The 15,075-nt window shown below is 40.6% G+C and carries 12 protein-coding genes and 1 other RNA gene; 9 read left to right on the plus strand and 4 right to left on the minus strand.

Features of this window, described 5'->3' with window-relative positions; all coding sequences use genetic code 11:
• Positions 1-204: 204 nt before the first annotated feature.
• Complete coding sequence (locus DMP02_RS02690; RefSeq protein ID WP_126322549.1) at positions 205-3,351, minus strand: ankyrin repeat domain-containing protein; 3,147 nt, start codon at positions 3,349-3,351, stop codon at positions 205-207.
• Positions 3,352-3,506: 155 nt separating this feature from the next.
• Positions 3,507-6,296, minus strand: a complete 2,790-nt coding sequence (polA, locus tag DMP02_RS02695) for a DNA polymerase I (protein ID WP_126322550.1) — start codon at positions 6,294-6,296, stop codon at positions 3,507-3,509.
• Between the two features lie 121 nt (positions 6,297-6,417).
• Between polA and DMP02_RS02700 the strand changes: the two genes are divergently transcribed.
• The 6 genes from DMP02_RS02700 (at position 6,418) to erpA (ending at position 9,894) form a co-directional block, all read left to right on the plus strand.
• A complete protein-coding gene (locus DMP02_RS02700) occupies positions 6,418-7,482 on the plus strand; it encodes a GMP reductase (protein WP_126322551.1) in 1,065 nt (354 codons plus the stop codon).
• A 71-nt stretch (positions 7,483-7,553) separates the two neighbouring features.
• Entirely contained in the window at positions 7,554-7,928 is a 375-nt protein-coding gene (locus tag DMP02_RS02705; protein ID WP_126322552.1) for a cytochrome c maturation protein CcmE, read from the plus strand.
• 172 nt (positions 7,929-8,100) lie between these two features.
• A complete protein-coding gene (locus DMP02_RS02710) occupies positions 8,101-8,637 on the plus strand; it encodes a hypothetical protein (RefSeq protein WP_126322553.1) in 537 nt (178 codons plus the stop codon).
• A 97-nt stretch (positions 8,638-8,734) separates the two neighbouring features.
• Positions 8,735-9,022 carry an FAD assembly factor SdhE gene (locus DMP02_RS02715; protein ID WP_126322554.1) on the plus strand — a complete coding sequence of 96 codons (288 nt, stop codon included), beginning with the start codon at positions 8,735-8,737 and terminating at the stop codon, positions 9,020-9,022.
• Positions 9,012-9,443, plus strand: coding sequence for a protein YgfX (locus DMP02_RS02720; protein ID WP_126322555.1), 432 nt, complete (start codon positions 9,012-9,014; stop codon positions 9,441-9,443). The genes DMP02_RS02715 and DMP02_RS02720 overlap by 11 nt, the downstream gene beginning before the upstream one ends.
• A gap of 58 nt (positions 9,444-9,501) precedes the next feature.
• The gene (gene erpA, locus DMP02_RS02725) at positions 9,502-9,894 is read left to right on the plus strand and encodes an iron-sulfur cluster insertion protein ErpA (protein ID WP_126323487.1); all 393 of its coding nucleotides are present in this window, start codon (positions 9,502-9,504) and stop codon (positions 9,892-9,894) included.
• Here erpA and DMP02_RS02730 read toward each other — a convergent pair.
• On the minus strand, positions 9,836-10,603 hold the full coding sequence (locus tag DMP02_RS02730; protein ID WP_126322556.1) for an oxidative stress defense protein: 768 nt from the start codon (positions 10,601-10,603) through the stop codon (positions 9,836-9,838). The two genes, erpA and DMP02_RS02730, sit on opposite strands and share 59 nt — an antisense overlap.
• Before the next feature lie 40 nt (positions 10,604-10,643).
• Complete coding sequence (locus DMP02_RS02735; RefSeq protein ID WP_126322557.1) at positions 10,644-11,759, minus strand: anhydro-N-acetylmuramic acid kinase; 1,116 nt, start codon at positions 11,757-11,759, stop codon at positions 10,644-10,646.
• A gap of 329 nt (positions 11,760-12,088) precedes the next feature.
• On the opposite strand from DMP02_RS02735, the gene rnpB reads away from it, so the two are divergent.
• From rnpB to DMP02_RS02750, 3 genes are all read left to right on the plus strand, one after another.
• An RNA gene (rnpB, locus tag DMP02_RS02740) (RNase P RNA component class A) lies at positions 12,089-12,629 on the plus strand.
• Between the two features lie 287 nt (positions 12,630-12,916).
• The gene (locus tag DMP02_RS02745; protein WP_145985126.1) at positions 12,917-13,606 is read left to right on the plus strand and encodes a hypothetical protein; all 690 of its coding nucleotides are present in this window, start codon (positions 12,917-12,919) and stop codon (positions 13,604-13,606) included.
• A gap of 36 nt (positions 13,607-13,642) precedes the next feature.
• Complete coding sequence (locus DMP02_RS02750) at positions 13,643-14,827, plus strand: hypothetical protein (RefSeq protein WP_126322559.1); 1,185 nt, start codon at positions 13,643-13,645, stop codon at positions 14,825-14,827.
• Positions 14,828-15,075 lie beyond the last annotated feature (248 nt).

Raw genomic sequence — 15,075 nt, forward strand, 5'->3', positions numbered from 1 at the left:
CATGCAAATTTTAAATATAAATATAATCTCAAAAAGCCTTGGTCTTAAATTTATTTAGCTTATAACCAAGCCTTGTAAGTTTAGCATGGGAAATGGATAGGGCATAGTATTAAAGCGAGATAGAAGATAATATTACCTAATTGGGATAAAAAGATGAGCAGTGAAAACCATCCCCTTAGGGGATGGTTTATCCTTAATTGCGGGTTACAACCGCATTGCGTATAGACCGTTATCTGCTTGAGTATCTGCATCTGCTTGATTACCTTTTGAGGAATTTCCAAGAGTGCCGGATTGGGTTTTGTTGTTAAACAACGTAAGTCCTTGGTTTATTCCTAATGAGACGATTGTCTTTGGTTGTGCATCAGAAGGATGAGGTTCCTGTTCTTCATCTGGTGTTACTGGATTAGAAGCGATTACAACAGAGCTGTTGCTTATTATTTGAGCTTGGTTTTCTTGGATTTCCTGCATGACTTCTTGTGCAGAAAAGCCTTCGTCATTGCGTCGTTGTAGAAATTGAGGATCGTTTGCCTCTATAAATTGGTGTAGTGAGTCAAACAGGGATTGATTTCCAGAGTATGCCGCAAGATGTAGGACAGTATCGCCTTGTTTTGAAAGGTGATACATAAGGTCAGGGACTGGTTTTTGGCCAAAAAATAGTTTTAAACGATAGGTGAAGTGACGGGTGTATTCCGCTTGTGCCTGATTTAATTGTTTAGCCAAGCGTTCATTTCCATTGAGGATAGCCAAATGAAATGGCGAATAACCCTGACTGTTAAAGCTAAATAGGTCCTGCGAGCTATGTTTAACTAAATAAGCCACCATATTATGCTTTTTATGTTCGACTGCTGTGTGAAGTGGTGTGTTGTTTTGTTGATCCGGGGCGGATATCTTAGCGCCATAAGAAAGCAGTAACTTAGTTATTGCTAAGCGGTTATGGGCTACCGCTAAATGTAAAGCGTCGTTAAGATGGATATCAGTTAACTTGTGATTTTTTAATAAATTTTTGAGGGTATCAATACGATTGTATTTTATCTCTAATGCCAGTAGCTTTGAATAATCATTCATATAAGGTTTAGCGTCGTTCTTCAGTAGTAGTTCTACCATATCAGGATTTTCATTTTGGATCGCTACACACAGTTGATTAGCGCCGTCTTCCGCAGAACTATAAAGATGGGCTTTTTTATTTAGCAATTGTTTAACCATTTCGAGCCGATTATTTTTTATCGCCAGCGTTAGCGGGATTTCTCCCTTCTTATTTTTGACTAATAAATCAGTTTTACCACAATATTTAAGTAATTTAGGAACGATCTGAGGATTATTCTTATGGATTGCTAAATGAAGTGGTGTATTCCCTTCTTGATCCTGAGTGGATATGTTAGCGCCGTGATAAATGAGTAGTTCAGCTATCGGCGAGCGATTAAGGGTTGCCGCTAACCGCAAAGCATGGTTAAGGTTATCTTTAGATAAAAGAATCTTGGCGGAGAATAAACCTTCGAGGATATCCTTACGATTGTTTTCTACCACTAATGTCATTAACGCTTTGTGATCTTCATCATTAGGTTTGGCATTGTATTCCAGCAATAGCGCTACCATATCGATGTTTTTATTTTGTATGGCTAAATGCAGTTGGTTAGCACCCTCTGCAAAAGAACTGCGGTAATGGACATTTTTATTGAGCAATTGTTTAACCATCTCGAGCCGATTATTTTTTACTGCCAGTGTTAGCGGGGTGTTTCCCTTCTTATTTTTGACTAATAATTTGGCACCATACTGAAATAGCAGGTTAACTATATCCGCATGATTGTTTTTTGCCGCTAAATGCAATGCGGTATTACCATGGCTATCTTCGAACGCAGGATTAGCAGAGTTTTCTAGTAATTCCTTCACTATCTTAGTGTGTCCATTTTTTGCAGCGAGATGTAATGCGGTAGCATAACCATGCTTAGGATCTTGATAATTGATTACGTCGAGAATACGGTCTTTATCTTTAATTGAGGCTTCATTTATCTGTCTAGTTCTCTCTCTTAGAAGGTATTTAGTGGGTGTTAGAAGCCCTTTTTCAGCGGCAAGATGCAGCGAAAGCGAGTTAAAGGTGTTTGTTTGCATTTGAGTCGCTGAGTTACTTGTAGCTACCTCTTTTTGCAGTTGTATAAATAGAGGTAATTGTGCTATAGCTTTGTCGCTAAATTGGATGTCCGGATATAGATTTAGATATATATTTCTAATCGCTTTATCATCTAGCTTAGCACCATTTTTGATGAGTATTTGTGCCATCTCGGTACGCTTATAAGCGATAGCTATTAAAAGGGAATTAGTCGTTGGATTGATACCTGCTTTTAATACTTCTTGAAATAAGTTTCTATTGTTCTTTTTAATTGATTCATAAAGTAATTTTTGACTGTTTATGCTAAGCTCATGCGTTGTTTTTTTTGTGTCAGAGTTCGCTTTTACATGCTCGGATCCGCTATCTGAGCTATAACCACTTTCTTTATCCTCAGTAGCCCTGTTTAAGTTAAGATCGTTCTCATCATCTAGAGGTATTTCGTATAGAGGTATTTCGTAGAGGTTATTTTCGTAGATGTGATTCTCGTCTTCACTATTATAATCGAACTCGTTGGCTAACTCATCCTCTACTACAGACTCAATTACAGACGCCATGTCATCGTCACTGAATGCCTGGTTCGTATCGTCAATTTCAGGTCTATTTTGTGAAGATTGAGCAAGTAGTGAAGTTTTTTCTTGATTGTTTCTTTCTATTTTTTCATTGATCATATTAATGTGTTTTTCACGCAAATGATTAATAGTCTGTTCATCTAAAATCCCGTCGTCGTTTTCAGGATCGAAAGCTATTCTGTTTGCTATTTCTATAAAAATAGGTCCACAACTGTGACCATCTGTTTGGAAAGTCTGCTGATTTATTCCGATCTCAACATCGGGAATGATTGTTTGAAAGAATTTTTTTATTTTTCCAGTGATTGGCGTTTTACCGTAGGGGTCAAAAATAGCTAGTTTTCTATCGTTTTTATAGTAAACACCAAGGATCCAATGAGTTCCACCATTAACACCGATGTTAGTGGTAGCATTGATAGGGAAGATAATAGTTGGACTAGCGGTGGAGTTTAAGACACCTCCGATTATATTTTTCTGTATTTTGTTATCTGTAGTAGTAAAGGGAATAGCGGATGCAATTTGCACTTCCGATCCACTGTTTAACAGCTTAAGAAGATTAGCAATATCATCACTATCATACCAAGTGGTGTCACTGCTCTTTATATGTTGTTTTGTTATTTCTAGCTTAGTATTCTCTTCGTCTATTTGTTTAAGTCGAGCGCTTAGTGGTGAGGTAGACATAGTTAATTTTTCCCGATGGGTAGTTTAGTCAATTAAATTAATAGATTTTTTGCTAAGTTTGTTTTTTGCAGAAAGTCTGATGGGCTGAGAGGATAAAGCGGGAAACTTAAAGAAATATGAAATAAAAATTAAATTTTACTAATTTTTGATTATTTTTATGGAGATTCAGCCCAATTATGGCCTGTATGAATATCCACGATGAGAGGAACACGGAGTTTTACCACATTAACCATATGTTCTTCGAGTAATTGCTTGGCTTTAGCTTGGCAGCTGATCGCCGCTTCAACGACCAGTTCGTCGTGGACTTGCATGATCATACGTGCATCTATACCTTGCGATAAAAAGGCATGATCCACATCGATCATGGCTTTTTTGATAATGTCTGCCGCACTGCCTTGTAGTGGTGCATTAATGGCAGCACGTTCACTGGCCTTGCGTTGCAATGGATCGCTGGCGTTAATTCGCGGTAAGTTTAAGCGCCTTCCTAATAGGGTCGTGACATAACCTTGTTGTTTGGCTTGTTGCCGCGTACGTTCCATATAATTTTTTACACCAGGGTAGCGCATAAAATAACGATCAATGTATTGTTTGGCTTCTTCACGTCCAATACCGAGTTGTCGTGCTAAACCAAAAGCAGACATACCATAAACAAGGCCAAAATTAACGGCTTTTGCGCTACGACGTTGTTCGGAGGTGACTTTTTCCAGCGGAATTTTGAGTACTTCGGCGGCCGTGGCTTGGTGAATATCCAGTCCTTGTGCAAATGCATCTAGCAGGCCTTTATCTTGTGAAAAATGTGCAATGATGCGTAGTTCAATTTGTGAATAGTCAGCGGAAATGATACGGTAACCGGGTGCCGCAATAAAAGCCTGGCGAATTTTCCGCCCTTCTTCGGTGCGTGCCGGGATATTTTGCAGATTGGGGTCAGAGGATGAAAGACGTCCTGTGGAAACGGCCGCTTGGTGATACGAGGTATGCACTCGTCCCGTTTTTGGATTAATTTGTAGTGGTAGTTTGTCGGTATAGGTCGATTTTAATTTACTTAGGCTGCGGTGTTTTAGAATAACGTTAGCCAAGGGGTATTCTAATGCTAAGCTTTGCAGAACACTTTCAGAAGTGGATGCTTGTCCAGTCGGTGTTTTTTCTACGATAGGTAACCCTTGTTCGATAAATAAAATAGTTTGTAGTTGTTTGGGTGAGCTTAAGTTAAAGGTTTTTCCTGCTAAGTCATAGGCTTTTTTTTCTAGGATTAAAAGACGTTTTGCTAGCGAAACACTTTGTTTTTTTAGTAATGCTGCATCGATTAAAACACCATAGCGTTCTATACGTGATAAGACAGAAACCAGTGGCATTTCAAGTGTGGTTAAGACGGTGGCTAAGGGCGGTGTTTGGGTTAATTGCGGCCAGAGTGTTTGGTGTAATTGCAAGGCAATATCGCTATCTTCGGCGGCATACTCGCCAGCGGTGGTGAGATCGATTTGGTTAAAGGTTTTTTGTTTGGCACCTTTACCGGCAATATCAACGAAATGAATGGTTTTATAATCCAGATATTTTAAGGCCGCATTATCTAAACTGTGTTGATTGCTGGCACTATCGAGTAAGTAAGATTCTAGCATGGTATCAAAAGCAAGCCCTTGCAACTGTATACCGTAGTTTGCCAATACGCTCATATCATATTTTAGATTATGACCTATTTTTAATTGTTTAGGATTTTCCAAAAGCGGTTTTAGTTTTTTTAGTACCAAATTCCTATCCAGTTGTTTAGGTGCATCCAGATAATCATGTGCAAGTGGAATGTAGACGGCTTTTCCTGGCTTAATTGCAAATGACAAACCGACTAATTCTGCATTCATGGCATCTAAGCTGGTTGTTTCCGTATCCAATGCCCATTCTGAGGCGGTTTCTAATTGTTTAATCCAATGATCCAGGCTGGGTTCATCTAGGATAATGGGATAGTTTTTTTTAGGTATATTCTTCGCACTAGAATTTTCAGCTGTGTTGCCGCTCAATTCGCAATTCCGCGGCACTTGCTGAAAATCCCATTGCTGTGAGTCTGTATTTTTTGTCGCGGTATTTTCTTCTTCAATCGGTGGGGTGGTTTTTTCTAATTCTTTTATCCATCCTTTAAATTCAAGTTGTTTATACCAGCGCATTAATTCTGCAGTATCCGCGGCTTTAGGACGTAAATCTTCTATGTCTACATTGAGTTCAATATCTTTTTTAATAGTGACCAATTGACGAGACAGTGGGAGTTGATCCAGGTGCGCACGAAGATTTTCACCGACTTTACCGCTAATGTCAGCGGCATTTTTTATGAGAGTGGCTAAATCACCATACTGATTAAGCCATTTAGCGGCGGTTTTGGGTCCTACATTAGGAATGCCGGGTACGTTGTCCACCGCGTCACCGACTAAACTGAGATAATCGGTTATTTGTTCGGGTGTTACGCCAAATTTTTTTATGACGCCTTCACGATCGAGGACGGTATTCGTCATGGTGTTGACTAAGGTAATATGCGGATTAACCAATTGTGCAAAATCTTTATCACCGGTAGAAATTAAGACCGGTAAATGCTGTTGTATGGCTTTTTCCGCTAAACTGGCGATGACGTCATCGGCTTCTACGCCCTCTAGGATTAATCGAGGTAGCCCCAGGCTATCAACAATGGCATAGAGAGGTTCTATTTGTTGTTGTAATTCTTCAGGCATCGTCGCACGGTTGGCTTTATAGGCGGTATAGAGGTCTTCACGGAAGGTTTTGCCTTTTGCATCGAATACGATCCCAATATGATCCGGTTGATAGTCTTTGATCAGTTTGCGTAGCATGTTAATGACGCCATAAATAGCCCCAGTGGGTTCACCTTTTGTATTATTTAAAGGGGGTAGAGCGTGATAGGCGCGATAGAGATAAGAAGTGCCATCAACCAGAATAAGCGGTTTTTTCATCAGTGAAGTTAGCCAGTGTTTAACCGTTCTCAGTATGATAACATACGCCGCACTTACTCACATGGCTGAGCATAAATACCGTGGATAGTGCGAAGTTAGGGTTAATTTATGAGGTTATTCTATGCGTATTGAGCAAGAAATAAGATTAGACTTTAAAGATGTATTAATTCGTCCTAAGCGAAGCACGTTGCAGACCCGTGCCGATGTTGATCTCACTCGAGAATATACTTTTAAGCACTCGCAGTTTTCTTGGAAAGGAATGCCTATTATTGCATCCAATATGGATCATACCGGCACCTTTGCTATGGCTGAGAGTTTAGCCAAGCATAAGTTACTGACGGCGATTGATAAATTTGCTGACTTAAAAGAATGGAAGCAGTTTCATGCAAAACATCCCAAATTACATAAGTATTGTTTTGCAACCACGGGTATTAAACCAGAAGACGCAGCATTCCTCGATAAAATTCTGAAAGCCGTTCCAACCCCTTTTATTTGTATTGATGTAGCAAATGGTTATACGCAGCGCTTTGTGGATTGTATTCGTACTTTACGCGAAAAATATCCTACAAAGACCTTGATTGCGGGTAATGTGGTGACGGCTGAAATGGCCGAAGAATTAGTTTTAGCCGGTGCCGATATTATTAAAGTGGGGATAGGCCCTGGTTCTGTTTGTACCACGCGTTTAAAAACCGGGGTGGGTTATCCGCAGTTATCCGCTATTATTGAATGTGCGGATGCGGTGCATGGTTTGGGTGGGCATTTATGTGCCGACGGAGGCTGTGTTTCACCTGGCGACGTAGCGAAAGCATTTTCGGCAGGGGCTGATTTTGTTATGTTAGGCGGTATGTTTGCCGGCCATGAAGAGTGCTCAGGCGAAAAGATACAGGAAGACGGTAAATGGTTTATGCGCTTTTATGGCATGAGCTCGAGTGAGGCGATGTATAAACATCATGGCCGAATGAATGCTTACCGTGCCAGCGAAGGTCGCTCCGTGAATGTTCCGTATCGAGGAAAGGTTGAAAATACTGTGCTCGATATTTTAGGCGGACTACGTTCTACCTGTACTTATGTCGGTGCACAGCGCTTAAAAGAACTTTCAAAACGTACCACTTTTTTACGTGTCACCCAGCAATTGAATGAGGTTTTTGCTGCGCTACAGGTTAATGAGGTAGTTAACGATAATTAACCGGCGAGGCTATTATTCTGCTTTGGCATTAAAAAGTCAGGGCAGAGTTCCAGCTAAAAAGGACAAAGGCAATGGATGCAGTCCGAAGACAACGTCTCTACTTTAGTATACTCGCACTGGCTATATTGGCGGTGATCGGGGCGTTATTCTTCTATCCACTCAAACAAAATTTTAATTTATTTTATACGCCCAGCCAGATTGCAAAAGGTCTTGTTGCGGCGGGTCAGTCTTTTCATTTAGGCGGACAAGTAAAAAAAGGTACGATTAAGCAAAACAGCAATAATTTACAAGTCGCTTTTGTTGTCAGCGATCCTCAGCATAATGTATTAGTTGAGTATGAAGGTGTATTACCTGATTCCTTCCGTGAGGGACAATCGGTGGTGATAGACGGTTGTTTGGACGAGGTAGGCATTATGCAGGCGAAGCGGGTGCTGATAAAGCGTTAGCGTAGGTAGTCGTTTCTTTGCAGTAAGTGAGTAGTGGAAATGAATAGGAAAGAATCACCGTCATTGCGAGTGCCGTAGGCACGAAGCAATCTAGGAGAATGCATTGCTGGATTGCCGCGCGCTACGCGCTCGCAATGACGAGCAAGTCATTTAAAAATATAGGGATATTATTATGACAGGGTTAAAAATAATCGCCGCTATTGTATCGATTATAATCGCTAGTTTGGCCTATATTTTGTTAACGCGATATTTTCCGAGTGAAGAAGTGTTTTTTATGGGTTCAGGGCCATTGGTGCGTGCATTGGCTGTGGATATGAAAGTAAAAAGTAATAAGGAGTTCCCTACCTTTTTACCGGAAAACTCGGGTTTTTTGGTGATACACCCTAGTAAATCGCCCGAGGATCACCGAGATGATGTGCTCGAAACGCGTCGTATTTTGGCTTTAGTGGCTAAAACAAATAACAATGTGGTTCAAGAGGCTGATCCGCTTTACACCGAGTTAGAAATATTGTTTTTAAAACATACTTTAGTCGGTGTACGTGCCAGCTATATAACCTTGGCGAATGCGGGCATAAAATCAATTACTTTTAATTCAGATTATTTATCGCAGTTTGCTGAGTTGTATCAAGATAAACTGCCTCATGCTGCTGGTTATGTCATGATGGCAGATGGTAGCCAACGTTTGATTCATGATATTCTAGTGAAATGAAGCAACTAGATATGCTCCCTGAGCAAGCAGAAAATAGACTCACAGTAATGGGATGTTCGGCAAGGCGCCGCGAAAATGAAGCAACCTTCGTTCCTACATGATAAATGAGGATTGTAAATTGAATAGCAACGCCGCCGAAAGTTCCAGTGCGAAGAGTTTAAATCGTTTACGTTGGCAATGTCGTAGGGGCATGCTCGAACTCGATCTTTTACTTTTGCCCTTTGTTGAGAAACATTATGCGGGCTTAAGTGCGTCTGATCAGGAATTGTTTGAGGAATTGCTCAGCTACCAAGACCAAGATCTTTATCAGGTATTAATTAAGAATAAATCCGTTGAAGATCCGCAGCTCGGTCGTTTGGTAGAGGCGATTAGCCATGGCGGTTAAATTTTTCCGTCTAAAACCATCCTATTATTTAGCTATTTTATTATTGATTATTCACGGTGGTGCGATTGCTTGTTTATGGGTGGTACCTTGGCCTTGGTGGACTAAATTATTGTTAGTGTTAGCCGCTTTAGTCAGTTTTATGACGCTTTTTCGTCAGCATGTTTTATTGAATAACCCACGTTCCATTATCGAATTTTGGCAGCAAAAAGGGGGACATTGGCAATTAAAGGATAATTTGGCTGAGATAAAAACCGCAAAGCTAGCGGATAATAGTATTTGTACGCGCTATTTTGTTTTACTAAATTTTAACTGTTTTAACAAACAGCAACCGGTATCTCATGTCAGTGTATTAGTATTATCGGATAGCTTGAATGAGCACGATTTTCGGTGTTTGAGGCGACAATTGCAGCGTATATCCTAGGGTATATGGTAAATTCGTGTATAATTGTTACGCCTATTCAACTATTCATCTTAAAATTATGAGCGAAGCACTACAACAGCAAGTCACCCCTCAGGTAGAACCCGCCGCGCAAGTGGTGACGATAACCGAAAATGCAGTAAATAAGGTATGGGAGCTAATACAGGAAGAAGACAATTTAGCGCTGAAGCTTCGAGTTTTTATTACAGGAGGCGGGTGCTCTGGGTTTCAATATGGTTTTACCTTTGATGAAGTGCAGAATGAAGATGATACGGTAGTGAGTAAACAGGCTGTAGGCAGTGGAACCGTGCAACTCTTGATTGACCCGATGAGTTTGCAATACCTAATGGGCGCAGAAATTGATTATAAATCCGATTTAAGCGGAGAACAGTTTATTATCCGCAACCCAAATGCGAAGACCACCTGTGGCTGTGGTTCATCATTTGCTGCTTAGGATTCTCTAACTCAAATACGACATCCACTTGGTCATCAAAATGGATGGTTTCTTGCTCATAAGTTTTGGCTGAATTGGCTTCCGAGCTTTTATACATAAGAACAATATGCCTGGCTTGATCATTGGCCACACTATAGCGAATGCTATAAATGGGCCCTCGTTTGACTTTAAAGCCTTCTGCTAATGAATCCGCTACAGAAATGGCATTTTCAATGGCTTTTTGGCGTGCCTGCTGACGGTAAATGCTAGGATTTGCTACACCAAACTTTATAGCGTTGATTTCATTTAACCCCAACTTCAATGCTCCGTCTAATAGCGGATTAAGTTTATCTATCTGGCGTACGGTTACTTGAACCTGACGTACGGCGCGGTAGCCTTTTAGCACGGCTTGGCCCGTTTTCGGATAATCGTATTCTGGTTGAGTATTTAAATTTGCCGCATTAATGTCTTTTTTTTCAATATCGTTTTGACGTAGGAAGTCAAAATATTGGGCGACACGGAGATCAACCTGTTTTTTAGCCTCAGCGGCATTGTTAGCCGATACGCTGACTTCAATAGAAATAGTTGCCATGTTGGGGGTTGCTTCAACACTGGAGGTACCAGAAGTAACGATATGTGGCCCTTCAGGTAGTTCACCCGCCTTAGCGGGTAGCGTCAGAGGCAATATGCCTAGTGCTATGGTGGCCAAAATCAAGGTCTTCAACTTCATATTGACTCCTAAATAACAAAGTTATTTTTTCTGCAAAATATTACGCTTTTAAGTAGATTCCGCCTAGAACGGTGGGGTTTCTCGCGCCGGTGACTTCAGGCAGGTTACTGGTTTTTCCTTCTAAGGTTTGTTTGGCAAACCATGCAAATGCCATCGCTTCTATCCATTCTGCTGGAAACTGTAGATCATCGCAGGGATATATTTGGTGTTTTGGACAGTGATTTTCTAGACGCTTTTTTAAATAGGTATTTTTGCTGCCGCCACCACAGAGTAAGATCGATCCTTGTTCGCTATCAAGCTGTTGGATTGCTATGCCAATGCTGGCTGCGGTTAGTTCACATAAGGTAGCTTGAACGGTGGCAGGCGGCAACGATTTTCTGCCTTGAATGAGTTGGGATTTTAGCCAGTTCAGATTAAAGTAATCATGCCCGGTGCTTTTTGGAGGTGCTAAATGAAAATAGGGATCCGATAAAAACTGTTGTAGCAGTTTATCGTCAAAAGAAGCGCTCGCAGCCCAATTTCCGTCTTCGTCGAACCATTGACGTTGGTGTTCATAGATCCATTTGTCCAGTAATAAGTTAGCGGGACCGGTATCAAAACCAATAATAGGGCTTTTAGTATTAGCGGGTAGATAGGTGATGTTTGCAATACCACCGAGATTAAGCACAATGCGGTCTTCTTTTTCAGAGCGAAACATAAAATTGTGAAAGGCGGGTGTTAAGGGCGCGCCTTGTCCACCCGCTGCTATATCGCGACGTCTGAAGTCAGCAATCGTCGTAATACCGGTTTTTTCAGCAATAATGTTCGGGTCGCCGATTTGTATGGAGAAAGGATAATTCGATTGGGGATAATGAAAAACGGTTTGTCCATGGCTGCCAATGGCGAGAATATCCTTTTTAGAAAAGGATGTTTTTGCCAATAATGTTTTTGTGGCGTCCGCAAACACATGTGCCATTTTCACATCGAGTTCAGCAAGCTGGGTGATTTTGGGCGAGTCAGTTGCGCACAATTGATTTAACGCGCCTCTTAATTCGGGCGATAAATGCGTTTTATGTGTAGCGATGAGCTTAGGGGTGCCGTCCGAAAAATCCACTAAAGCGGTGTCCACGGCATCCATGCTGGTCCCCGACATGAGGCCGATATAGAGTTTTTTCATAAGTCCACTAAATATCTCAGTGTCATGGCGAGCGAATGAAATGAGCGTGGCCATCCATCATAAAGCTATTCCCTGGATTGCCGCGTGCTTCGTACTCGCAATGACGCTTTTATTTTAAAATTTAATTTGGTCTAGTTTATTGCAATTACCCTTAAAAAAATAGTACTCTGGGGGTGAAAGTTAGCTAGACAGTCGCTGTGATCTAAGACTTCCTCAAAACTTTTGTATTTTGTTTGATTTCTAGGCGGATTGGCTTTGAGAAGCGGAGTGTACACGTTAGTACATGAGCATCGGAAAAGACAATCCAACAACGAAATCAAGCAAAAGACGATGGTTTTCAGGAAGTCTTATTGCAGAGGAAAGTCCGGGCTCCTTCGGGCAAAGTGCCAGGTAATTCCTGGGAGGTGTAAGCCTACGGAAAGTGCCACAGAAAATATACCGCCTAATATACTTACAGCAATGGGATTTTTGGCAAGTGCCGCGGAATTGTGAATTGAGCGGGAAAGCTGCCAAAAATTCAAGTGCGAAGCGTATGGGGTAAGGGTGAAAAGGTGTGGTAAAAGCGCACCGCATCATTGGTAACAGTGATGGCAGGGCAAACCCCACTTGGAGCAAGACCAAATAGGAACCTATACTATACGCCTTGGATTTCAAGGAGCTGGTGAGGCGCTGCTGAAGTCGAGCAGCGGAGCATACTAAACCGTATGTGAGCAGTGAGACGAACCAGCAACAAAGCCAGAACTTGAAAGGAGAGGTGTATATAGCGTGGCCCACGTTGGGTTCGGGTAGGTCGCTTGAGATATAGGGTGACGTATATCCTAGATGAATGACTGTCCACGACAGAACCCGGCTTATCGGCTGACTTTCATTTTTAGAATTTATCCTCTAATAATAAGGAAGATAGGGTAAGGGCCACAACATTGTTTATATGTCTAGGGCCATTTTCAAATTAAACATTCCTTAACCTTATTTTTCTCTTCATATCAAATATAACAAAGCTTTATTAAGAATCCTTTTATATTAATTTTTTTAATAATTAATTTGTACAATACTGACTTTGATTTTTTTCATGGAAAAGGGAGTATGAATTGTAAATATATCACCGCACGTAAAAAGATCTCGGACACCTTATTTTTATTAACATCAGGATTATTAATATGGATATTATTCTTAAGTATTTTATCGCGAGCATTAGATATTTTTTAATGATTACATTATCTAGTATTGTGCTGTTACCTAATGTTATTTTTGCTCAAACGATGAATAAAAATGACACATATGGTTTTTCTATGTGCCATCCATGGTTTGTGACAGGCGAGTTAGGTTATTCAAATTATTTAGATATGTATTTTAGCGATGGACAAACACCTGTAGGTCGGTTTTCTTTCGGTCGGGAATTAGGCCAAGCAGGTATTTTAAATTTTGGATTAGAGGTCGGTATTCAAAATGGAAATACTATGCGGTTTCGGGTAGATATAGCACATACTGAAGATTTTGGGTATGTTTTTGATGTTTCAGCGAAGCCAGTTATGGATTTATTATTAACAGTAAAAACTAACACTTTTAGTGATCAAGTGCCCGTGTTTGCACTATTTAAAGTAGGGCCTGCTTATCAACGCTGGATTATCACGGATCGTGATACTATTGATGATAGAACAAAAGTTTCACTGGAGGTGCAAGCGGGTTTGGGCTATTGGGTTAATAATCGCACTAATATTTCTTTATCTTACCAAAGAATTTTTGGATCTCATCCTAATTTCTATGTTAAAGCTGATGCAGAAACAGCTTATATTAGCCAAATTCCTACTCAATATGCGGTGCTTCTTGGTATTAGTGTCCAATTTTAGGGTTGTATATTTTTATATTAAATAAGGAATAATAATATGAATAAAGAAGGACAACAAAATCAACGTGATTACCCGTCTGGTTTTTTATCTCAACTGAGACGATTTTTGGGGTACTCGAGAGAAAATTCGCCTAGATTTAGTAATAGAAATCCTCTTCAAAGATCAGAAGTATTAAATGAATTGAAGAAACATGCGGGTATATTTGATCAGAGGTTGGCAGAGGTTAATAGTGGCGAACGTGTGACGTTAGGCAATGAAGTAAGTTTATGGGGAGAGATCACTAGTATTTTAAATAAAGGCGGTAGAAATCCCCTTCAAAGAACAGCCGTATTGGAAGCCTTGAAGAAATTTGGAGATATGTTTGATCGGAAATTAGCTGTTAAGAATAGTGGTAATTTACCAGCATTAGAGAAAAAGATCGCGGCGTTGGAAAATCAGCGTGCTGATTTAACAACGAAGAATACTCAATTAGAAATACAAAATAAGCTTGAAAAGCAAGCGAAAGAAGTTGCCGAAAAACAAGCAATAGAAGCAATGGCGGCAAAGGAGAAAGCGGAAACACAAGCGACAGAAGCGATGACTGCAAAGGAAAAAGCAGAAAACCGATCGGCGGCTGATAAAGCGGTGAAAGAAGCTGCCGAAAAACAAACAATAGAAGCAATAGCGGTAAAGGAAAAAGCAGAAAACCAATCGGCGGCTGATAAAGCGGCGAAAGAAGTAGCAGAAACAAAAATGGCAGAAGCAACAGTGGCGAAAGCAGTTGCTGAAAAACAAGCAATAGAAGCAATGGCGGCGAAGGAAAAAGCAGAAAACCAATCAGCAGCCGATAAAGTCACTAAGGAAGTGGCAGAAATTCAGGTGAAAGAATTGAATGGAAAATTGCTGACCGAGATGAAAAGGAAGGATAGTCTGGTGGAATTGATCAAGAAGCAAGTGGATCCAGCAGCAGATAAAGCAAGGAGTAAAATAATTGAAGATTATTCCTTGTCTAAAGACTGTCTTCACGAGTTTGCAACTACAGTAGAAGACGAAAAAGAGTATCTGACTCTAATGGGTTATAAGATTATTTCCACAGGGACGGTAAAACCTAAATGGGCTCAGCATGTACTGGGAAATTTTAAAGAAGTCTCAGACAAGCTTCTCAATACATTGCAGTCCGATAACACTAGCCATCAGGAAGTCAGAGAAGAGCTCGAGAAATTACTCAAGGGAGGCCTGTAGGTGGCGTCACTGGAGTTGGCCATGATTTCGATAAGATAGGACAACCCCAGTTCTTTTAGAATAGTGTTGTCCTTCTTGTAATACGGTGCTAAGTCGACACTGACTCCTTCCGTTGATATGACTGTCTTGCTCGGTATAGTATCGAGATATTGTTCTGATAATGACCAACGTTGCCTTTTTACATGGCTTATCTTTTAAATCCTTATTTTGGCCAAGTTAGTTTCAAGAAGAATTTATATACCGTTATC

The organism is Candidatus Rickettsiella viridis, from assembly GCF_003966755.1.
GTDB lineage: Bacteria > Pseudomonadota > Gammaproteobacteria > Diplorickettsiales > Diplorickettsiaceae > Rickettsiella_B > Rickettsiella_B viridis.

What these genes read in the sequence shown, in the direction of transcription:
- polA (WP_126322550.1), bottom strand. Translation starts at nt 6,296, where the DNA reads ATGAAAAAACCGCTTATTCTGGTTGATGGCACTTCTTATCTCTATCGC.
- DMP02_RS02710 (WP_126322553.1), top strand. Translation starts at nt 8,101, where the DNA reads ATGACAGGGTTAAAAATAATCGCCGCTATTGTATCGATTATAATCGCT.
- DMP02_RS02730 (WP_126322556.1), bottom strand. Translation starts at nt 10,603, where the DNA reads ATGAAGTTGAAGACCTTGATTTTGGCCACCATAGCACTAGGCATATTG.
- DMP02_RS02705 (WP_126322552.1), top strand. Translation starts at nt 7,554, where the DNA reads ATGGATGCAGTCCGAAGACAACGTCTCTACTTTAGTATACTCGCACTG.
- DMP02_RS02720 (WP_126322555.1), top strand. Translation starts at nt 9,012, where the DNA reads ATGGCGGTTAAATTTTTCCGTCTAAAACCATCCTATTATTTAGCTATT.
- DMP02_RS02750 (WP_126322559.1), top strand. Translation starts at nt 13,643, where the DNA reads ATGAATAAAGAAGGACAACAAAATCAACGTGATTACCCGTCTGGTTTT.
- DMP02_RS02735 (WP_126322557.1), bottom strand. Translation starts at nt 11,759, where the DNA reads ATGAAAAAACTCTATATCGGCCTCATGTCGGGGACCAGCATGGATGCC.
- DMP02_RS02690 (WP_126322549.1), bottom strand. Translation starts at nt 3,351, where the DNA reads ATGTCTACCTCACCACTAAGCGCTCGACTTAAACAAATAGACGAAGAG.
- DMP02_RS02745 (WP_145985126.1), top strand. Translation starts at nt 12,917, where the DNA reads ATGGATATTATTCTTAAGTATTTTATCGCGAGCATTAGATATTTTTTA.
- DMP02_RS02715 (WP_126322554.1), top strand. Translation starts at nt 8,735, where the DNA reads ATGATAAATGAGGATTGTAAATTGAATAGCAACGCCGCCGAAAGTTCC.
- DMP02_RS02700 (WP_126322551.1), top strand. Translation starts at nt 6,418, where the DNA reads ATGCGTATTGAGCAAGAAATAAGATTAGACTTTAAAGATGTATTAATT.
- erpA (WP_126323487.1), top strand. Translation starts at nt 9,502, where the DNA reads ATGAGCGAAGCACTACAACAGCAAGTCACCCCTCAGGTAGAACCCGCC.